This window comes from Photorhabdus sp. RM71S (assembly GCF_042879355.1).
GTDB lineage: Bacteria > Pseudomonadota > Gammaproteobacteria > Enterobacterales > Enterobacteriaceae > Photorhabdus > Photorhabdus kayaii.
Genome location: NZ_JBHFKV010000002.1, coordinates 172,047 through 187,122, shown reverse-complemented (window position 1 = coordinate 187,122; position 15,076 = coordinate 172,047). Strand labels below are relative to the sequence as shown.

At 43.3% G+C, this 15,076-nt stretch carries 12 protein-coding genes; 7 read left to right on the top strand and 5 right to left on the bottom strand.

What is annotated here, in order from left to right:
• Positions 1-27: 27 nt before the first annotated feature.
• Both ACGF5R_RS01885 and ACGF5R_RS01880 read right to left on the bottom strand, forming a co-directional pair.
• Positions 28-1,692, bottom strand: a complete 1,665-nt coding sequence (locus ACGF5R_RS01885; RefSeq protein ID WP_387689468.1) for a ShlB/FhaC/HecB family hemolysin secretion/activation protein — start codon at positions 1,690-1,692, stop codon at positions 28-30.
• Positions 1,693-2,241: 549 nt separating this feature from the next.
• The gene (locus tag ACGF5R_RS01880) at positions 2,242-2,886 is read right to left on the bottom strand and encodes a YtjB family periplasmic protein (protein WP_112876412.1); all 645 of its coding nucleotides are present in this window, start codon (positions 2,884-2,886) and stop codon (positions 2,242-2,244) included.
• Between the two features lie 115 nt (positions 2,887-3,001).
• Here ACGF5R_RS01880 and serB point away from each other — a divergent pair, with 115 nt between their 5' ends.
• The 4 genes from serB to ACGF5R_RS01860 all read left to right on the top strand — a co-directional run bounded on the left by serB (position 3,002) and on the right by ACGF5R_RS01860 (position 8,303).
• Positions 3,002-3,979 (top strand): phosphoserine phosphatase, encoded by a 978-nt coding sequence (serB, locus tag ACGF5R_RS01875; protein ID WP_112876413.1) that lies wholly within the window; start codon positions 3,002-3,004, stop codon positions 3,977-3,979.
• A 146-nt stretch (positions 3,980-4,125) separates the two neighbouring features.
• Positions 4,126-5,508, top strand: a complete 1,383-nt coding sequence (gene radA, locus ACGF5R_RS01870) for a DNA repair protein RadA (RefSeq protein ID WP_112876414.1) — start codon at positions 4,126-4,128, stop codon at positions 5,506-5,508.
• A 13-nt stretch (positions 5,509-5,521) separates the two neighbouring features.
• On the top strand, positions 5,522-6,757 hold the full coding sequence (nadR, locus tag ACGF5R_RS01865) for a multifunctional transcriptional regulator/nicotinamide-nucleotide adenylyltransferase/ribosylnicotinamide kinase NadR (protein WP_112876513.1): 1,236 nt from the start codon (positions 5,522-5,524) through the stop codon (positions 6,755-6,757).
• Positions 6,758-7,556: 799 nt separating this feature from the next.
• Positions 7,557-8,303 carry an ABC transporter ATP-binding protein gene (locus ACGF5R_RS01860; protein WP_262980524.1) on the top strand — a complete coding sequence of 249 codons (747 nt, stop codon included), beginning with the start codon at positions 7,557-7,559 and terminating at the stop codon, positions 8,301-8,303.
• A 38-nt stretch (positions 8,304-8,341) separates the two neighbouring features.
• Here the strand turns inward: ACGF5R_RS01860 and ettA are convergent, their stop codons facing one another.
• Positions 8,342-10,009, bottom strand: a complete 1,668-nt coding sequence (ettA, locus tag ACGF5R_RS01855; protein ID WP_112876416.1) for an energy-dependent translational throttle protein EttA — start codon at positions 10,007-10,009, stop codon at positions 8,342-8,344.
• 371 nt (positions 10,010-10,380) lie between these two features.
• On the opposite strand from ettA, the gene sltY reads away from it, so the two are divergent.
• Both sltY and trpR read left to right on the top strand, forming a co-directional pair.
• Positions 10,381-12,297 (top strand): murein transglycosylase, encoded by a 1,917-nt coding sequence (sltY, locus tag ACGF5R_RS01850; protein ID WP_387689464.1) that lies wholly within the window; start codon positions 10,381-10,383, stop codon positions 12,295-12,297.
• A 59-nt stretch (positions 12,298-12,356) separates the two neighbouring features.
• Complete coding sequence (gene trpR, locus ACGF5R_RS01845; protein WP_214053857.1) at positions 12,357-12,677, top strand: trp operon repressor; 321 nt, start codon at positions 12,357-12,359, stop codon at positions 12,675-12,677.
• A gap of 35 nt (positions 12,678-12,712) precedes the next feature.
• On the opposite strand, the gene yjjX is transcribed toward trpR, so the two are convergent.
• On the bottom strand, positions 12,713-13,243 hold the full coding sequence (gene yjjX / locus ACGF5R_RS01840) for an inosine/xanthosine triphosphatase (RefSeq protein WP_387689460.1): 531 nt from the start codon (positions 13,241-13,243) through the stop codon (positions 12,713-12,715).
• Between the two features lie 54 nt (positions 13,244-13,297).
• Here yjjX and gpmB point away from each other — a divergent pair, with 54 nt between their 5' ends.
• Positions 13,298-13,945: a 2,3-diphosphoglycerate-dependent phosphoglycerate mutase GpmB gene (gpmB, locus tag ACGF5R_RS01835; RefSeq protein WP_112876419.1), complete on the top strand. Its 648-nt coding sequence runs from the start codon at positions 13,298-13,300 to the stop codon at positions 13,943-13,945.
• On the opposite strand, the gene robA is transcribed toward gpmB, so the two are convergent.
• Entirely contained in the window at positions 13,942-14,817 is an 876-nt protein-coding gene (gene robA / locus ACGF5R_RS01830; RefSeq protein ID WP_036777055.1) for an MDR efflux pump AcrAB transcriptional activator RobA, read from the bottom strand. The two genes, gpmB and robA, sit on opposite strands and share 4 nt — an antisense overlap.
• Positions 14,818-15,076: the final 259 nt, after the last annotated feature.

Here is a 15,076-nt window from a genome sequence, read left to right as displayed (position 1 = left end):
TAATTTTGGCTGCGTTGTTATTTTGAGTTAGTACTGCCAGTACAAACTGAATCCAGTTGTGACTGATGAGGTTTGAAAGCCATCCGGTTTGGATAGCGGGATACCGGCAAACAGGTCATAGCTCACGCCTTTAAGACTGCCGCGACAGCCCAAAACGCCACCCGCCAGGTGTTTTCCCAGGCGCCGCTCATTTCCCGGCCCACCAATTTCGCCATAATCCATGCCCATATACAGGGAGTGACCATTCAGTGGCGTTTGCCATTCCAGTTCGTTACGGCTGTACCAACCATGATCTCCATTTAATGTGCGTTCACCATCAAACCCGCGTACTGTCCAGCGGTTGCCAATTGAAAATTGATCCTGTGTTGTCAACGTTCTGGCGCTTATTTGGCGCAGGTACTGGGTTTTGTAGATGAATGGCTGAGAAAATAGGGTAAATGGTGCCGAAAGTGCTGCAGAAAACTGGGTTGTTTTAAGTAAGGCAGTGGCTTCACCACGGGCCTCTTCTGGTGCGGGCTGAGCGCCAAACCAGCGGGTTCCCTGTTGGTAAGTTACTCCGGCATCCAGGGTCGCTCTACCAATGTAGTGACGATGAGATAATCCTAATTTCCAGCCAGCCGTTTCCCGGCTCTGTACGTCGATTTTCTGGTCATTAATAAAACTCTTGGATGTGCGGCGATAAATTTCACCGTTAATCGAGGTTCTCTGATTGGCGTTACGATGTAAGAGTCGGCTGAGTTGGATATTCAGGTTTTTGCTTTCGCCGCTGTATTTGTTGTCTTTATTTGGACTGGCTACTTTTTGGTTGTAATCGTAATTACTGGCAGTGATGCCCGCCATCCAGTATCCCACCGGTAGGGAGTAGTGGAGGGTGTAGTTTTTGCTGCTGCGACCGGAAGGGGAGCGAATATCGCGTCCACCGGAGATATAAAATAGATCACTCAACGCAAGAGGATTATCCAGATATAAAGTTAATCCGCCTTGGTAACGCCCGGTACTTTTAGAACCTGAATCGTCCAGGTAGCTAGCCAGTCGCCAATGTCTTGACTGACGCCAGTTCAGCACAATGTCGCTTTCTCCTAACTGTTCATTTGGTACAATTTCCATACTGGCTTGAACGGTAGGAAAACGTTGTAAATTTTCTAATCCCTGCTCAATATCCCGTAAGTCAAGCAGCTCTCCTTCGCGGGGAGGAAATGTGGTTATCCGTTGAATATAATTGCCACTTTCAGCGGTATAGCGAATATGCCCAATTTTGCCCGGTATGATCATGAGTTTTAATGTCTTGGAATTAAGATCCTGACTGGGAGCTAATACTCTGCTAGTGACATAGCCATGATTAATTAACCGGTTTTGTATCCGAGTCATTAATATATTAATCCCCTGGGTGCCCAGACATTGGTTTTCTCCCTGTTGGGCTAAACGTTTTAAAGGTAACCAGTGAGGAAAATGTTCCGTGCCTTCAAGAACAACATGCGTAATGGGAAAGCAGGGCGTATCGTCAGGAAATTTAGAAGGTACTGCTGTTTCAGGAACAGACAGACGAATATCCGCCGGTGGTGGTGTTAATTGAGCTTCCAGTGCTTTCTGTCGTTCTTGTTGATGAATGAGTTGCTGATCTGAAATTTCGGCGGCTTTAACATCGGTAGTAACAATAAGAAAACTAGTAAAAATAATAATCTTTTTTTTCATTATTCTTTGGCATCCCGCACGCTTCATATAATTTTTGGGGCGCTATTAGTCATGAATTTGACTTAACAATCAATATGTAGATATTACTTAATGCTATAATTCATAAATATGGATTGTTATAAATTATCAATAAAAACAATTGGATATGATTTGTTATAAAATGAGCGATAATAAAAAATACTTTATTAATTAATTGGTTATGTGGGCGTTGCCAGATGCTCTAATTTAATTCTATATATTGGTAAATATGTGATATATGTCACTGATAATATTATTATGTAATTGAAGTTAAAGTAACATAATAAACTATTACTTTGGTTATTAAATAATGGGAGAGCTTGTTTCTTTCAGTTAAGATTGATGATTTTTTATTAGTTACAGCGTGTTTATTCGGCTATGAAATTTCTTGGCAAAGGAGGCTCTAGCAACAATTAAATGTTCCGAGCCATGCCCTAATTCCATCTACGAAGTGACTGAGATAATGGGATGGTAGAAATAACCGCCTCTATTAGTTTAAATATCAAAATGATTTAGTAAGAAATTTTCATCTTATTTCTCTTCTTCTTCATTTGCACTTGATTTACTGTTGGCTGTCAGTAAATAAGGCGATTGTTGCCATCGACTTGGCGTTAATTGCAATAGGTTATGTGCCAGAATAAAACCAATTGCTAAAGCGAGTAAGATCATGATCCGGAGTAAATTAGTCGTGTTATCCACCTGCTTGGACTCGGTTGCCAATTTGTGGGTATCTAATGTCAGGCGCAGAAAACCTTTGGGCTCATCTTTTCCTGGGATGGGGACGACTATCTGGTAGTTAAAGTAGCTGCCCGCTTTTTTACCATCCAAAGATAGACGATCCCGCACCGAGACGTTCTCTCCACTATGGGCAACCTGTGTTCCATTGTTAAGATAAACACTGGCATCAAGTATGCGGCTGTTTGTCGTTAGATGATGCAAATTAGCCAGTATCCGCTCATTATTAAGATCTTTGCTGCCACTCTCCATATAATCAGATAAGCTGAATGCGACTTGTTTTGCCAAGGTTTTTGCCAATTCCTCAAATTGATCCATCTGGGCTTGTTGGTGAGAACGGCTAAAATAAGAAACACCCTGCATTAGAAATACTAATAAAGCAATGCAAATCAAGATGATAGCTGTTTTATGCAGTCGGAATTTTAATTTAGCTTTGATCATAGTTATCTCTTCCAAGCTTTGGTCAACGCAATGTTGCCAGATGCAGTACAGAGAGGATAGTTTGAAGCACAATTTTTTGCTGTCAAATCATGTGGGATTACAGGAGTAGGGATTAATGTCTAATAACCTGGCTTATCACTATTTGCCGGAAGAGGTCCATAAGTGGCCGGGATTACCGCTTTCGTTAAGTGGTGAAGAAGTTATGCCGTTGGATTACCGAGCGGGTGACAGTGGTTGGTTGATATATGGCCGTGGCCTGGATAAACAACGTATTAGTAATTTTCAACATCGGCTTGGTGCTGCTATTGTCATCGTTTCTTCATGGCGTATTGATGATTATCAGGTAGTACGTATTGCCGGAAATTTGACGGCTCGTATTAAACGGCTAGCTGATGAGTGTCGGTTAGATGTGGTTCCTTTGGGGCAGATCCCACGGTTGCGGTCACCAGGTTTGCTAGTGATGGATATGGATTCAACAGCAATTCAAATTGAATGTATTGATGAAATTGCCCGTTTGGCTGGCGTAGGTGACAAAGTAGCCGAGATTACCGAGCGGGCAATGCAAGGAGAGCTGGATTTTTCTGATAGTCTGCGGGAGCGAGTTGCCCAGTTGGCAGGGGCTGATGCTGATATTCTGCGACAGGTTGTAGAAAATTTACCACTTATGCCGGGGCTGACCAGTCTGGTGCGTAAGTTACAATCTTTTGATTGGCATGTGGCAATCGCATCGGGTGGTTTTACCTATTTTGCTGACCATTTGCGCCAGAATTTACGTTTGGTGGCTGCGGTAGCCAATCAGTTAGAAATAAAAAATAGTAAGTTGACAGGTAAGGTTATAGGACCAGTTGTTGATGCTAAATATAAAGCTGCCACATTGGTGAAACTGGCAAAAAAACTGGATATCTCATTGGAGCAAACTGTCGCGATTGGTGACGGCGCTAATGACTTGAAGATGATCCGCAAAGCAGGGTTAGGTATTGCTTACCATGCTAAGCCGAAAGTTTATGCACAGTCGAAAGTGACCATCCGTCATGCTGATCTCATGGGAGTATTGTGTGTGTTAAGTGGCGGTCTTAAACACGAAGAGCGTTAATATACCCTATGGATTTCAAGATGCATCGCGACGGCAAGGGAGCGAATCCCCGGGAGCATAGAGAACTATGTGACCGGGGTGAGTGAGTGCAGCCAACAAAGAGGCAACTTGAAAGATGACGGGTATAGAATCTTTAGGAGTGCAGAGTGGCAAAAGCAGCAAAGCGGGCATTTGTCTGTAATGAGTGTGGGGCGGATTATCCGCGCTGGCAGGGGCAATGTAGTGCGTGTCATGCTTGGAATACCATTACGGAGGTGCGCTTAGCCGCAGCACCTTCCTCCCGTAATGAGCGGTTCAGTGGTTATGCGGGAGATGCTGGTGTCAGCAGGGTTCAGAAATTATCAGAGATCAGTCTGGAAGAACTTCCTCGTTTTTCTACGGGATTTAAAGAGTTCGATCGGGTGCTTGGCGGTGGTGTTGTTCCCGGTAGCGCGATTCTGATTGGCGGTAATCCGGGAGCAGGGAAAAGTACCTTATTGTTGCAGACGATGTGTCAGTTGTCTGCACAGATGAAAACTTTATATGTCACTGGGGAAGAGTCGTTACAACAGGTGGCAATGCGTGCGCACCGGTTGGGATTGCCGGCTGATAATCTGAATATGTTGTCAGAAACCAGTATTGAACAAATTTGTCTGATTGCGGAGCAGGAGCAGCCAAAGTTGATGGTGATTGACTCCATTCAAGTGATGCATATGGCGGATATTCAATCTTCGCCGGGGAGTGTCGCTCAGGTCAGAGAGACTGCCGCTTATCTTACTCGGTTTGCTAAGACTCGTGGTGTTGCCATTGTTATGGTTGGTCATGTGACCAAAGATGGCTCGTTGGCGGGTCCGAAGGTGTTGGAACACTGTATTGACTGTTCAGTGATGCTTGATGGTGAAGCAGATTCCCGCTTTCGCACTTTACGCAGTCATAAAAATCGGTTTGGGGCCGTTAATGAGCTTGGCGTATTCGCCATGACAGAACAAGGATTGCGTGAGGTTAGTAACCCATCAGCGATTTTCCTGAGCCGTGGTGATGAAGTTACCGCTGGCAGTTCTGTCATGGTGGTGTGGGAAGGGACTCGTCCTCTGTTGGTAGAGATTCAAGCGCTGGTGGATCATTCTATGATGACCAATCCACGGCGGGTGGCTGTGGGTTTGGAGCAAAACCGGTTGGCTATTCTGTTGGCTGTCCTTCATCGCCATGGTGGTTTGCAAATGTCCGATCAGGATGTGTTTGTGAATGTTGTGGGTGGCGTTAAAGTTGCGGAAACTAGCGCGGATCTCGCTTTACTGCTCTCTTTAGTCTCCAGTTTTCGGGATCGGCCGTTACCCCGTGATTTGGTTGTATTTGGAGAGGTGGGGCTAGCAGGGGAAATCCGTCCTGTGCCCAGTGGACAGGAGCGCATATCCGAAGCCGCTAAACATGGTTTTAAACGGGCGATAGTGCCTTATGCCAATATGCCGAAAAAAGCGCTGCCAGCGATGGAAGTTTTTGGTGTGAAAAAGTTGGCGGATGCGTTATCTGTTATGGAAGATTTTGGTTAAACAGGGAGGAGATATGGGGCAATTTGACTACCTTAAAGAAGCGATTAAACAGACAGGTTATACGTTGCAGCAGGTTGCTGATGCAAGTGGTATGACCAAAGGTTATCTCAGCCAGTTAATTAATGACAAAATTAAAAGTCCCAGTGCCCAAAAATTGGCTGCTCTCCATCACTATCTGAGGTTGCAATATCCTGTGCAAAATAAAACTGTTGGAGTGGTATTCGGCAAATTCTATCCATTGCATACTGGGCATATCTATCTGATTCAACGGGCCTGTAGTCAGGTGGATGAGTTGCATATTATCCTTTGCCATGATGAGCCGAGAGATCGGGAGCTGTTTATGAGCAGTTCCATGTCTCAGCAACCTACGGTGAGTGATCGTCTGCGCTGGTTGCTCCAAACGTTTAAGTATCAGAAAAATATTCATATTCATTCTTTTGATGAACAGGGAATTGAGTCCTATCCACATGGTTGGGATGTGTGGAGTGACGGCATGAAAGCCTTTATGTCAAAAAAAGGCATTAATCCAACTTATATATATTCCAGCGAAACTCAGGATTCTCCCCGATATAAAGAACATTTAGGAATTGAGACAATTCTTATCGATCCACAACGTTCGTTTATGAAAATCAGTGGTCGGCATATTCGCCAAGACCCATTCCGTCATTGGGAATATATTCCTACGGAAGTGAAACCTTTCTTTGTTCGTACCGTAGCGATTCTTGGTGGAGAGTCCAGTGGTAAATCTACGTTAGTTAATAAATTGGCAAATATTTTTAATACGACAAGTGCTTGGGAATATGGTCGTGATTATGTTTTTTCTCATCTGGGGGGAGATGAGATGGCGCTACAATATTCGGACTATGACAAGATTGCATTGGGACAAGCCCAATATATTGATTTTGCTGTAAAATATGCGAATAAGGTTACATTTATAGATACCGATTTTGTCACTACCCAAGCATTTTGTAAGCGATATGAAGGACGTGAACACCCGTTTGTTCAGGCATTAATTGATGAATATCGATTTGATTTGGTCATTCTACTGGAAAACAATACCCCTTGGGTTGCTGACGGTTTGCGTAGCCTTGGCAGCGAGCAGGATCGTAAAGAGTTCCAGCAACTGCTGGAGGATATGCTGAAAAGTAATAATATTGAATATGTCAATGTGGATTCACCCGATTATGATCAGCGTTTCCTACGTTGTATTGAACTCATTCAGCAACTTTTAGCGGCTAATCCTAAATGATACGTTAGTTGAATCGTTTATAATTAAATCTATACCCGTCATCTTTCAAGTTGCCTCTTTGTTGGCTGCGCTCACTCACCCCGGTCACATAGTTATCTATGCTCCCGGGGATTCGCTCCCTTGCCGTCGCGATGCATCTTGAAATCCATAGGGTATATATAATATTTTATATGATAAATTAGTAAATATATATCTAATCACAATATGCATTGTGGCTGGATATTTTTATTTCCTGTAAGTAATAAAATATATAACAGCTATTAATATTTTTGATACTTCTATTGATTATTTATTTCTTGAATAAAAACAAGATTAATAATTAAATACTTCCCTGTTGATTTTTAAATAAAATTTTTTGTGTTTTTGATTGGTTGGAGAATAAGGATAAGGTTGATTTTTCTATTAATAATTTAATGTTAGAAGTATCATTGTTATTATGGTAATTAAATATTAATTTTAACATGTTGTTATGATATTAAGGTGTTTTTATCTATAAAAAATTATTTGTCTGATGTTATTTTTTTATTTGTACAAACAAGATAATGGCCTGTTGCTAATGAATGGTTGATAGGAATGGGTTGATCTTGTTTAGTAAAATTTTGATTTTAGCATACAGATAGTCATTTGAAATAGTCACTGGTAGAAATATTGATATACTTTCAATTGAGATATTTCTTATATGATTTTCCCTCGTTTGTGTAATCTTATAATGATGAATATCTGTATTTTTACGGATTGCTCTGGCTGTAAGAGTTACTGATAATGCCAGATTTCTTACACTATTAATTATGCTGAGATAATGAATTTGAATCAAATTGCTACGATTGAAGCCATTGATATTTCATATGGTTTTTCGAAAAGTAAAGCTAACCAGAAAATGATTTCAGACATCACTCTTTCTATTTTCCCAGGTGAATTTACTTTGATTAATGGGGATCTTTGTTCAGGAAAAAGTACTTTGCTGGCAATGATTTCTGGGTTATTGCCTCTCGACGGAGGAAAAATATTAATTGCTGATAATGAATTGGGGAGGATGAATAACTTCGAGTTAGATAGATTCCATTTGATAAATTGTGGTTTTATCTTTCAAAGAATTAATTTATCTAATGAACTTACGGTCTTGGATAATTTGCTATTATCTCTCTCTTGTGGAATCACGACCTCTCATCAGGAAGCAATAGTCAGGGCAACTAAGGCACTCAATATTGTTGGCCTGAAACACAAGAAAGATATATATCCCAAGGAATTACGTGATAATGAAAAACAACGGGTGGCAATAGCTGGTGCCATTGTGAAAAGCCCTCGGTATTTGTTTGCTGACGAGCCAACCCGTCATCTTAATAATTATGACTGCCAAACAGCTATTGATATCTTAAGTTTTATTGCTTATAACCAAAGAGGTACAGTTGTTGTGGCTTCACAGGATAATAGGCTTATTAAACATGCAGATCGTATTATTACTTTGAAAGAAGGAAAGATTATCCATGATACTTATCTTACACATAGCATAATGAATAAGACTATGAGTTTATATCTAAATAATTGAGTGGAAAACGGCCTGTTACCAGGCCATTTTCAATATGATTATTTGCTGATTCTCTTATATTTAATGCGATGCGGTTCCAGTGCTTCTGCTCCGAGAGTCCGCTTCTTATAGTCTTCGTATTCACTAAAGTTACCTTCAAAGAAAGTGACTTTACCTTCATCTTGATAATCAATGATGTGGGTTGCGATACGATCAAGGAACCAACGATCATGGGAAATAACCATTGCACAACCTGGGAACTCCAGCAAGGCGTTTTCCAGTGCGCGCAAAGTTTCAATGTCCAGATCGTTGGTTGGTTCATCAAGCAACAGCATGTTACCGCCGACTTGCAGCAGTTTAGCCAAATGTAGCCGTCCTCTTTCACCACCAGACAATTCACCGACACGTTTGCCTTGATCAACACCTTTAAAGTTAAAACGGCCAACATAGGCGCGACTTGGTAGCTCAAAGTTACCGATACGCATGATATCCTGGCCGCCGGAGATCTCTTCCCAAACGGTTTTCTTATCATCCATGTTGTCACGGAACTGATCGACAGAAGCGAGTTTGACGGTTTCACCTAACGTGATGGTACCGGAATCGGGTTGTTCCTGGTTGGAGATCATACGGAACAGGGTAGATTTACCCGCACCATTAGGCCCGATAATCCCAACAATCGCCCCTTTGGGCAGAGAGAAGTTCAGATTATCAATCAGAACCCGGTCGCCATAGGATTTGGTTAGATTTTCCACTTCCAGAACTTTGTCGCCCAGGCGTGGCCCAGGTGGAATGAACAGTTCGCTGGTTTCGTTACGTTTCTGGTATTCAACGCTATTTAATTCTTCAAAACGGGCCAGACGTGCTTTACCTTTTGCCTGACGGCCTTTCGGATTTTGGCGAACCCATTCCAGCTCTTTCTCAATGGATTTACGGCGTGCGGCTTCTGTTGCGGCTTCTTGAGCCAGACGAGCATCTTTCTGTTCCAGCCATGAAGAGTAGTTACCTTCCCACGGAATGCCTTCACCACGATCAAGTTCCAGAATCCAGCCGGCAACGTTATCAAGGAAGTAACGGTCGTGGGTAATTGCAACAACGGTACCTTCGTAATCGTGCAGGAAGCGTTCCAGCCATGCGACAGATTCGGCGTCAAGGTGGTTAGTGGGTTCGTCCAGTAGCAGCATGTCGGGTTTTTCCAGCAGTAAGCGGCAAATTGCCACACGGCGGCGTTCCCCTCCAGATAGATGCTCGATTTTTGCATCCCACGGCGGTAGACGCAGGGCATCAGCGGCGCGTTCAAGCTGGTTATCAAGGTTATGGCCATCGTGGGACTGAATAATTGCTTCCAGCTCACCTTGTTCTTTAGCCAGTTTGTCAAAATCGGCGTCAGGATCAGCATAGGCTGCATAGACTTCATCCAAACGGGTCAGCGCATGTTTTACCTCGCTAACCGCTTCTTCCACTGCTTCGCGGACAGTGTACTCAAGGTTTAATTTAGGTTCCTGCGGTAGATAGCCAATTTTAATTCCTGATTGTGGGCGAGCTTCTCCTTCGATGTCTTTATCGATGCCAGCCATAATACGCAGTAAGGTCGATTTACCGGCGCCATTAAGGCCAAGAACACCAATTTTTGCTCCCGGAAAGAAACTTAAGGAGATATTTTTCAGGATATGACGTTTCGGGGGAACAATTTTACCGACCCGATGCATGGTGTAGACATATTGAGCCACGTTGCTATAAGCCTCGCTATCTCTGATTGTTATAGTGCCTGTTTTGCGAAGCAAGTCGCATGAACAGGGCGTGTTGGTATTTGATTATATCAAGTTAGGTTATTTATGCTCGTCTGAGCACGATTTATCACAGTTTACCCGATTTAAGTCAATAAACTCTATAACCCAATTGCTCGAATAAAATGATCCTAGGTTGAGTTTGTTAAAGCGAATCAATTTATTATATAAAAAACTAACCTATTATGAATATGTGTTTATATATCTCATCATATGGAAAATTAATGTGGTAAGAGGTGGTAATTATATTATTATGGTGTTTATGCATTCGTAATATTAACCTGTTTGATTTTATCTCCCAGAGGAACGTGATAATGGCTAAGTGGCAATACCTTGCGATGGCTATAGGGTTGATTTTTATCTCTGTAGCAGCAAATGCTGATTCTCTGGAAAATCAGCGGCAGAGATATCAGCAGATTAAGCAAGCGTGGAATGTCAGTGATAGGGATGAAATCGCGAGGCTGATGCCGACATTGAAAGACTATCCTCTTTATCCTTATCTAGAATACCGGGAGCTGACTCAGGATTTGGCACTTGTCACACCAACGCAGATCCGTGATTTTATTGATCGTTACCCTAATCTGCCCCCTGCACGTTCTTTACCATCCCGTTTTATCAATGAGCTTGCACGCCGCGAAGAGTGGCGTGGGATACTGGCGTTCACTCCTACAGCACCGAAATCTATTACAGCTCGCTGTCATTACTATTTTGCTAAATGGTCTACAGGTGAGGAACAGGTTGCCTGGCAGGGAGCAAAAGAAATTTGGTTGAATGGGCGTTCTTTACCAGCCAGTTGCGATAAGTTATTTGATGTTTGGCAGCAAACTGGTCATTTATCAGTGAAACTGATATTACAGCGTATTAGTCTCGCGTTAAAAGCGGGGAATACGTCACTGGTCAGTTACCTCGCTAAACAATTGCCACTGGGATACAAAAGTATCAGTGAAGACCTGATTAAGTTGCAGAATGATCCGGCTACCGTGGCGGATTTTGCTAATCATACCGGGCCGACTGATTTTACCCGTGTAGCTACTTTAGCGGCTTTCTCGCGTTTCGCTCGTCAAGATCCGGAGCAGGCAAGAGCGATCATTCCATCAATTGTCAGAGTGCAAAAGATGAATGCAAGTGAACGTCAGCGGTTGAAAGATATTGTTGCCTGGCAGTTAATGGGGGATGTGAGCGATGAACAGGAAAAGTGGCGTGATGATGCGATCCGCGGTAGTCAATCTGTTGCATTGCTTGAGCGTCGTGTTCGGTTGGCATTGGGTCATGCAGATAAGCGTGGTTTGGCTCAATGGATAAAATTGCTGCCGTTAGAGGACCAGGGCAAAGGGGAATGGCGTTATTGGCGAGCCAACATTCTATTGGCACAGGGTAATAAAAGTGAAGGTGAAGCGATACTACGTAAGCTGATAGAAGGCCGTGGTTTTTATCCAATGGCTGCTGCGCAAAAACTGAATGTCAACTATCCGCTGACGATAAGTATCGCAAAAAAGCCAGATGCTGCCATTGCTTCAATACCTGAAGTGCAGAGAGTCAGGGAATTGATATATTGGCAAATGGATAATCTTGCTCGCATAGAGTGGAGCTATCTGGTCGCCAGCCAGGCTAAATTAAAACAACAGCAACTGGCGCGTTATGCTTTCAATCAAAAATGGGCAGCGCTTAGTGTACAGGCGACAATAACCGGAAAAATGTGGGACTACCTTGAAGAGCGTTTTCCATTAGCATGGCTGCGGGAATTTAGTCACTTCACTGTAAATAAAGGAATTTCTCAAAGTTATGCAATGGCGATAGCCCGCCAGGAAAGTGCCTGGAATCCGCAAGCTAATTCGCCAGTTGGGGCAATTGGGTTGATGCAGGTAATGCCAGAAACGGCAGAGGATACGGTTAAGAAAAATGGAATCCAAGGATATATGAACAGTAGCCAACTTATAAACCCGCTGACGAATATCGAAATCGGTACTGCTTATCTCGAATCGGTTTATCAGCGTTTTGGAAATAATCGGATACTTGCCAGCGCTGGCTATAATGCCGGACCAACTCGGGTAGATCGCTGGTTATCTGACAGTGGTGGGCGACTCGATGCGATAGCCTTTATTGAAAGCATTCCATTTTCTGAGACCCGCAATTATGTCAAAAGTGTTTTGGTTTATGATGTTTTCTATAGTCATTTCATGGGCAAAGCATCAAATGTGCTGACTAACGCGGAATGGCAAAGGCGTTATTGATTTATGGCAAACTATGTTATGCTGCTGTACTAGTTAGATAGTATGATGACTGATTAATTATGACGACAAATCATCTGACAGATCCAGCACTTTCGCCGCAAGATCATGAAGATTGGCAATGTTTCGTGACATTACTCCAACAGGCTTTTGCTGAAGATCTACAGCATCCGATTTTGCAGTTATTATTGACACCAGATGAACGGACAGCACTGGCTACCAGGGTACGCATTATCAAGGAGTTGATGAGTGGAAAAATGAGCCAGCGTGAGCTGAAAAATGAACTTGGAGTGGGTATTGCGACGATTACGCGCGGCTCTAATAGCCTGAAATTTGCCTCAAACGATGTTAAGGCTTGGTTGGAACAGCAATTACTGAAATAGCAGGCCGCCAATTGCGGCCTAGGCGGAATGTTTGTTTAACGGGCGTTCAGCTCTTTATACATTTCATGATGTACGGGCACTAAAGCCAATATCAGAGCTTGGTGGTACACGCTGGTACGAGTCAGGGTGCCATCAGTGAAAAAGCCAATTGCACCATCTTTCTGCTTGATGTTATCAATACCTGTAAGGTAAGCCATTTCATGGCCTAATTCCCGACCTTCGCGGATACCATCAAGAATTTTCTCTGGTAGCATCAGACTGGCTGAACGAGATTCTCCGCGAATTTGCTGATATTCCACAACCATCCAGGCAAATGTCATATCGTCTTCAATACCCGCTTCCACACCTACCCAAAAGTCTGCTTCAGGGCGAACTTGTCTGGCCGCCATGACACGCTGACGGGCGCCAGTACGGGTTTCTGTGTTACCAATAGGTTGTTGTGGGACGCTACTGTCTACATTGATATCTTCGATCCGATAAGTACCTGGCCCAAAAACATCATCAAAGGCGAGACTAATGGCTTTAATTTTTGCAGGGTTGGTGGTTGCAGCAATAACGTGATACATAATAGATGAGTTATCCTTTGAACGAGTATTTACGCAGTATAACGGAAAATGAAAATGTTACAGGTATATCTTGTTCGGCATGGGGAGTCTGAATGGAACGCAGCACGTCGTATTCAGGGACAATCTGACAGCCCTTTGACTGAAACAGGCGAACATCAAGCCAGATTAGTGGCGCAAAGAGTAAAATCTGAAAGTATTACCCATATTATTACCAGTGACCTTGGACGTACACGTCGAACGGCGGAAATCATTGCTGAGGTTTGTGGTTGTGAAATTATTCTGGAGCCACGTTTGCGTGAATTGCACATGGGGGTTCTTGAACGCAGAAATATTGATTCATTAACATCGGAAGAAGAGAACTGGCGTAAGAAAGTCCTTGATGGCACACCTGGTGGACGTATCCCCAAAGGCGAATCTATGGATGAACTGGCTGTGCGTATGAGGGCTGCTCTGGAGGGCTGTCGTAATCTGCCTGTTGGTAGCCGACCGTTGTTAGTCAGTCATGGCATCGCTTTGGGATGTTTGGTTGGCACAATACTGGGATTGCCCGCACATGCTGAACGTCGTCTTCGCTTGCGAAATTGCTCTCTGTCCAGAGTGGATTATCAGCACAGTCCGTGGCTAGCGTCGGGCTGGATTGTAGAAACGGCAGGCGATATCACACATCTGGATACGCCCGCACTGGATGAATTACAACGCTAATGCTGGATAGGAATGAGATACTGAAATTCGATGATATGATTCGCCGCTTCCTTGTCTCTATCATTGGTATTGGTAAGATAATATCGTTCGATGTCGTATCCTTTCCTACGTGTCAGGTTTAGCATTGGCAGGCAAATACCATAGACGGTAAACAGGAAATCCTGTAAGCCATCTTTGGTACCGTAGTAACTAAATGAGACGTATTCTCCAGCCGGTAATGTAACAGGCTGGCTGCCTGCCACATCAAACTGGGCATATTGGGGTTCTACCGCTGTTGTGTACAATACGGTTTGTTCATCTTCTTTTTCTGGATTGGGAGTTGCATGGTGAAGGCCATAAAGTACAGGAGGTAACACCTCTGCATTTTGCAGATAATATGTCCAGAAATTGTGGCGCATTTCAGTACAAAAACTGGACCATTGTTCCAGCGTATAGGAACAGGTCTGTTCTATACCCACCAGTGGTTGTTCCTCTAGTGTGAGATAGGTTGCTTCGGGAATATACCTTTTATCCAGCAATATGGGCGGGCAAATACCCGTGGCACACCACTCCTCACTGAGTCGATAAAGTGCTGGTGTTTTATTGAATTGTTTTTTAAATGCGCGAGTGAAAGTTTGTTGGGAGTCAAACTGGTACTGTAAAGCAATATCCAGAATAGGGCGGCTGGTTAAACGTAAAGCAACGGCTGCCCGTGATAACCTTCTGGCACGGATATAGGAGCCAATAGCCTGGCCGGTAATGTCTTTAAACATACGTTGCAGGTGCCATTTAGAATAACCTGCTTTAGCTGCAACATTATTGAGTGATAATGGTTGATCTAAATGGTTATCTAGCCAACGTAATAAATCACGAATGATGCCGGTTTGATCCATACATCTCCTTAGTCATTAAGACCAAAAGAACAATATACCCGTTATCTTTCAAGTTGCCTCTTTGTTGGCTGCACTCACTCACCCCAGTCACATAGTTCGCTATGCTCCCGGGGATTCGCTCCCTTGCCGTCGCGATGCATCTTGAAATCCATAGGGTATATAAGAACCTATACTACTAGGCTATTTTGTTTGCCACTTGAACAGTCCCACAGAGTGGTAAAACGAATCATTCCTTGTACATCGTATGTCTGTTCTGATT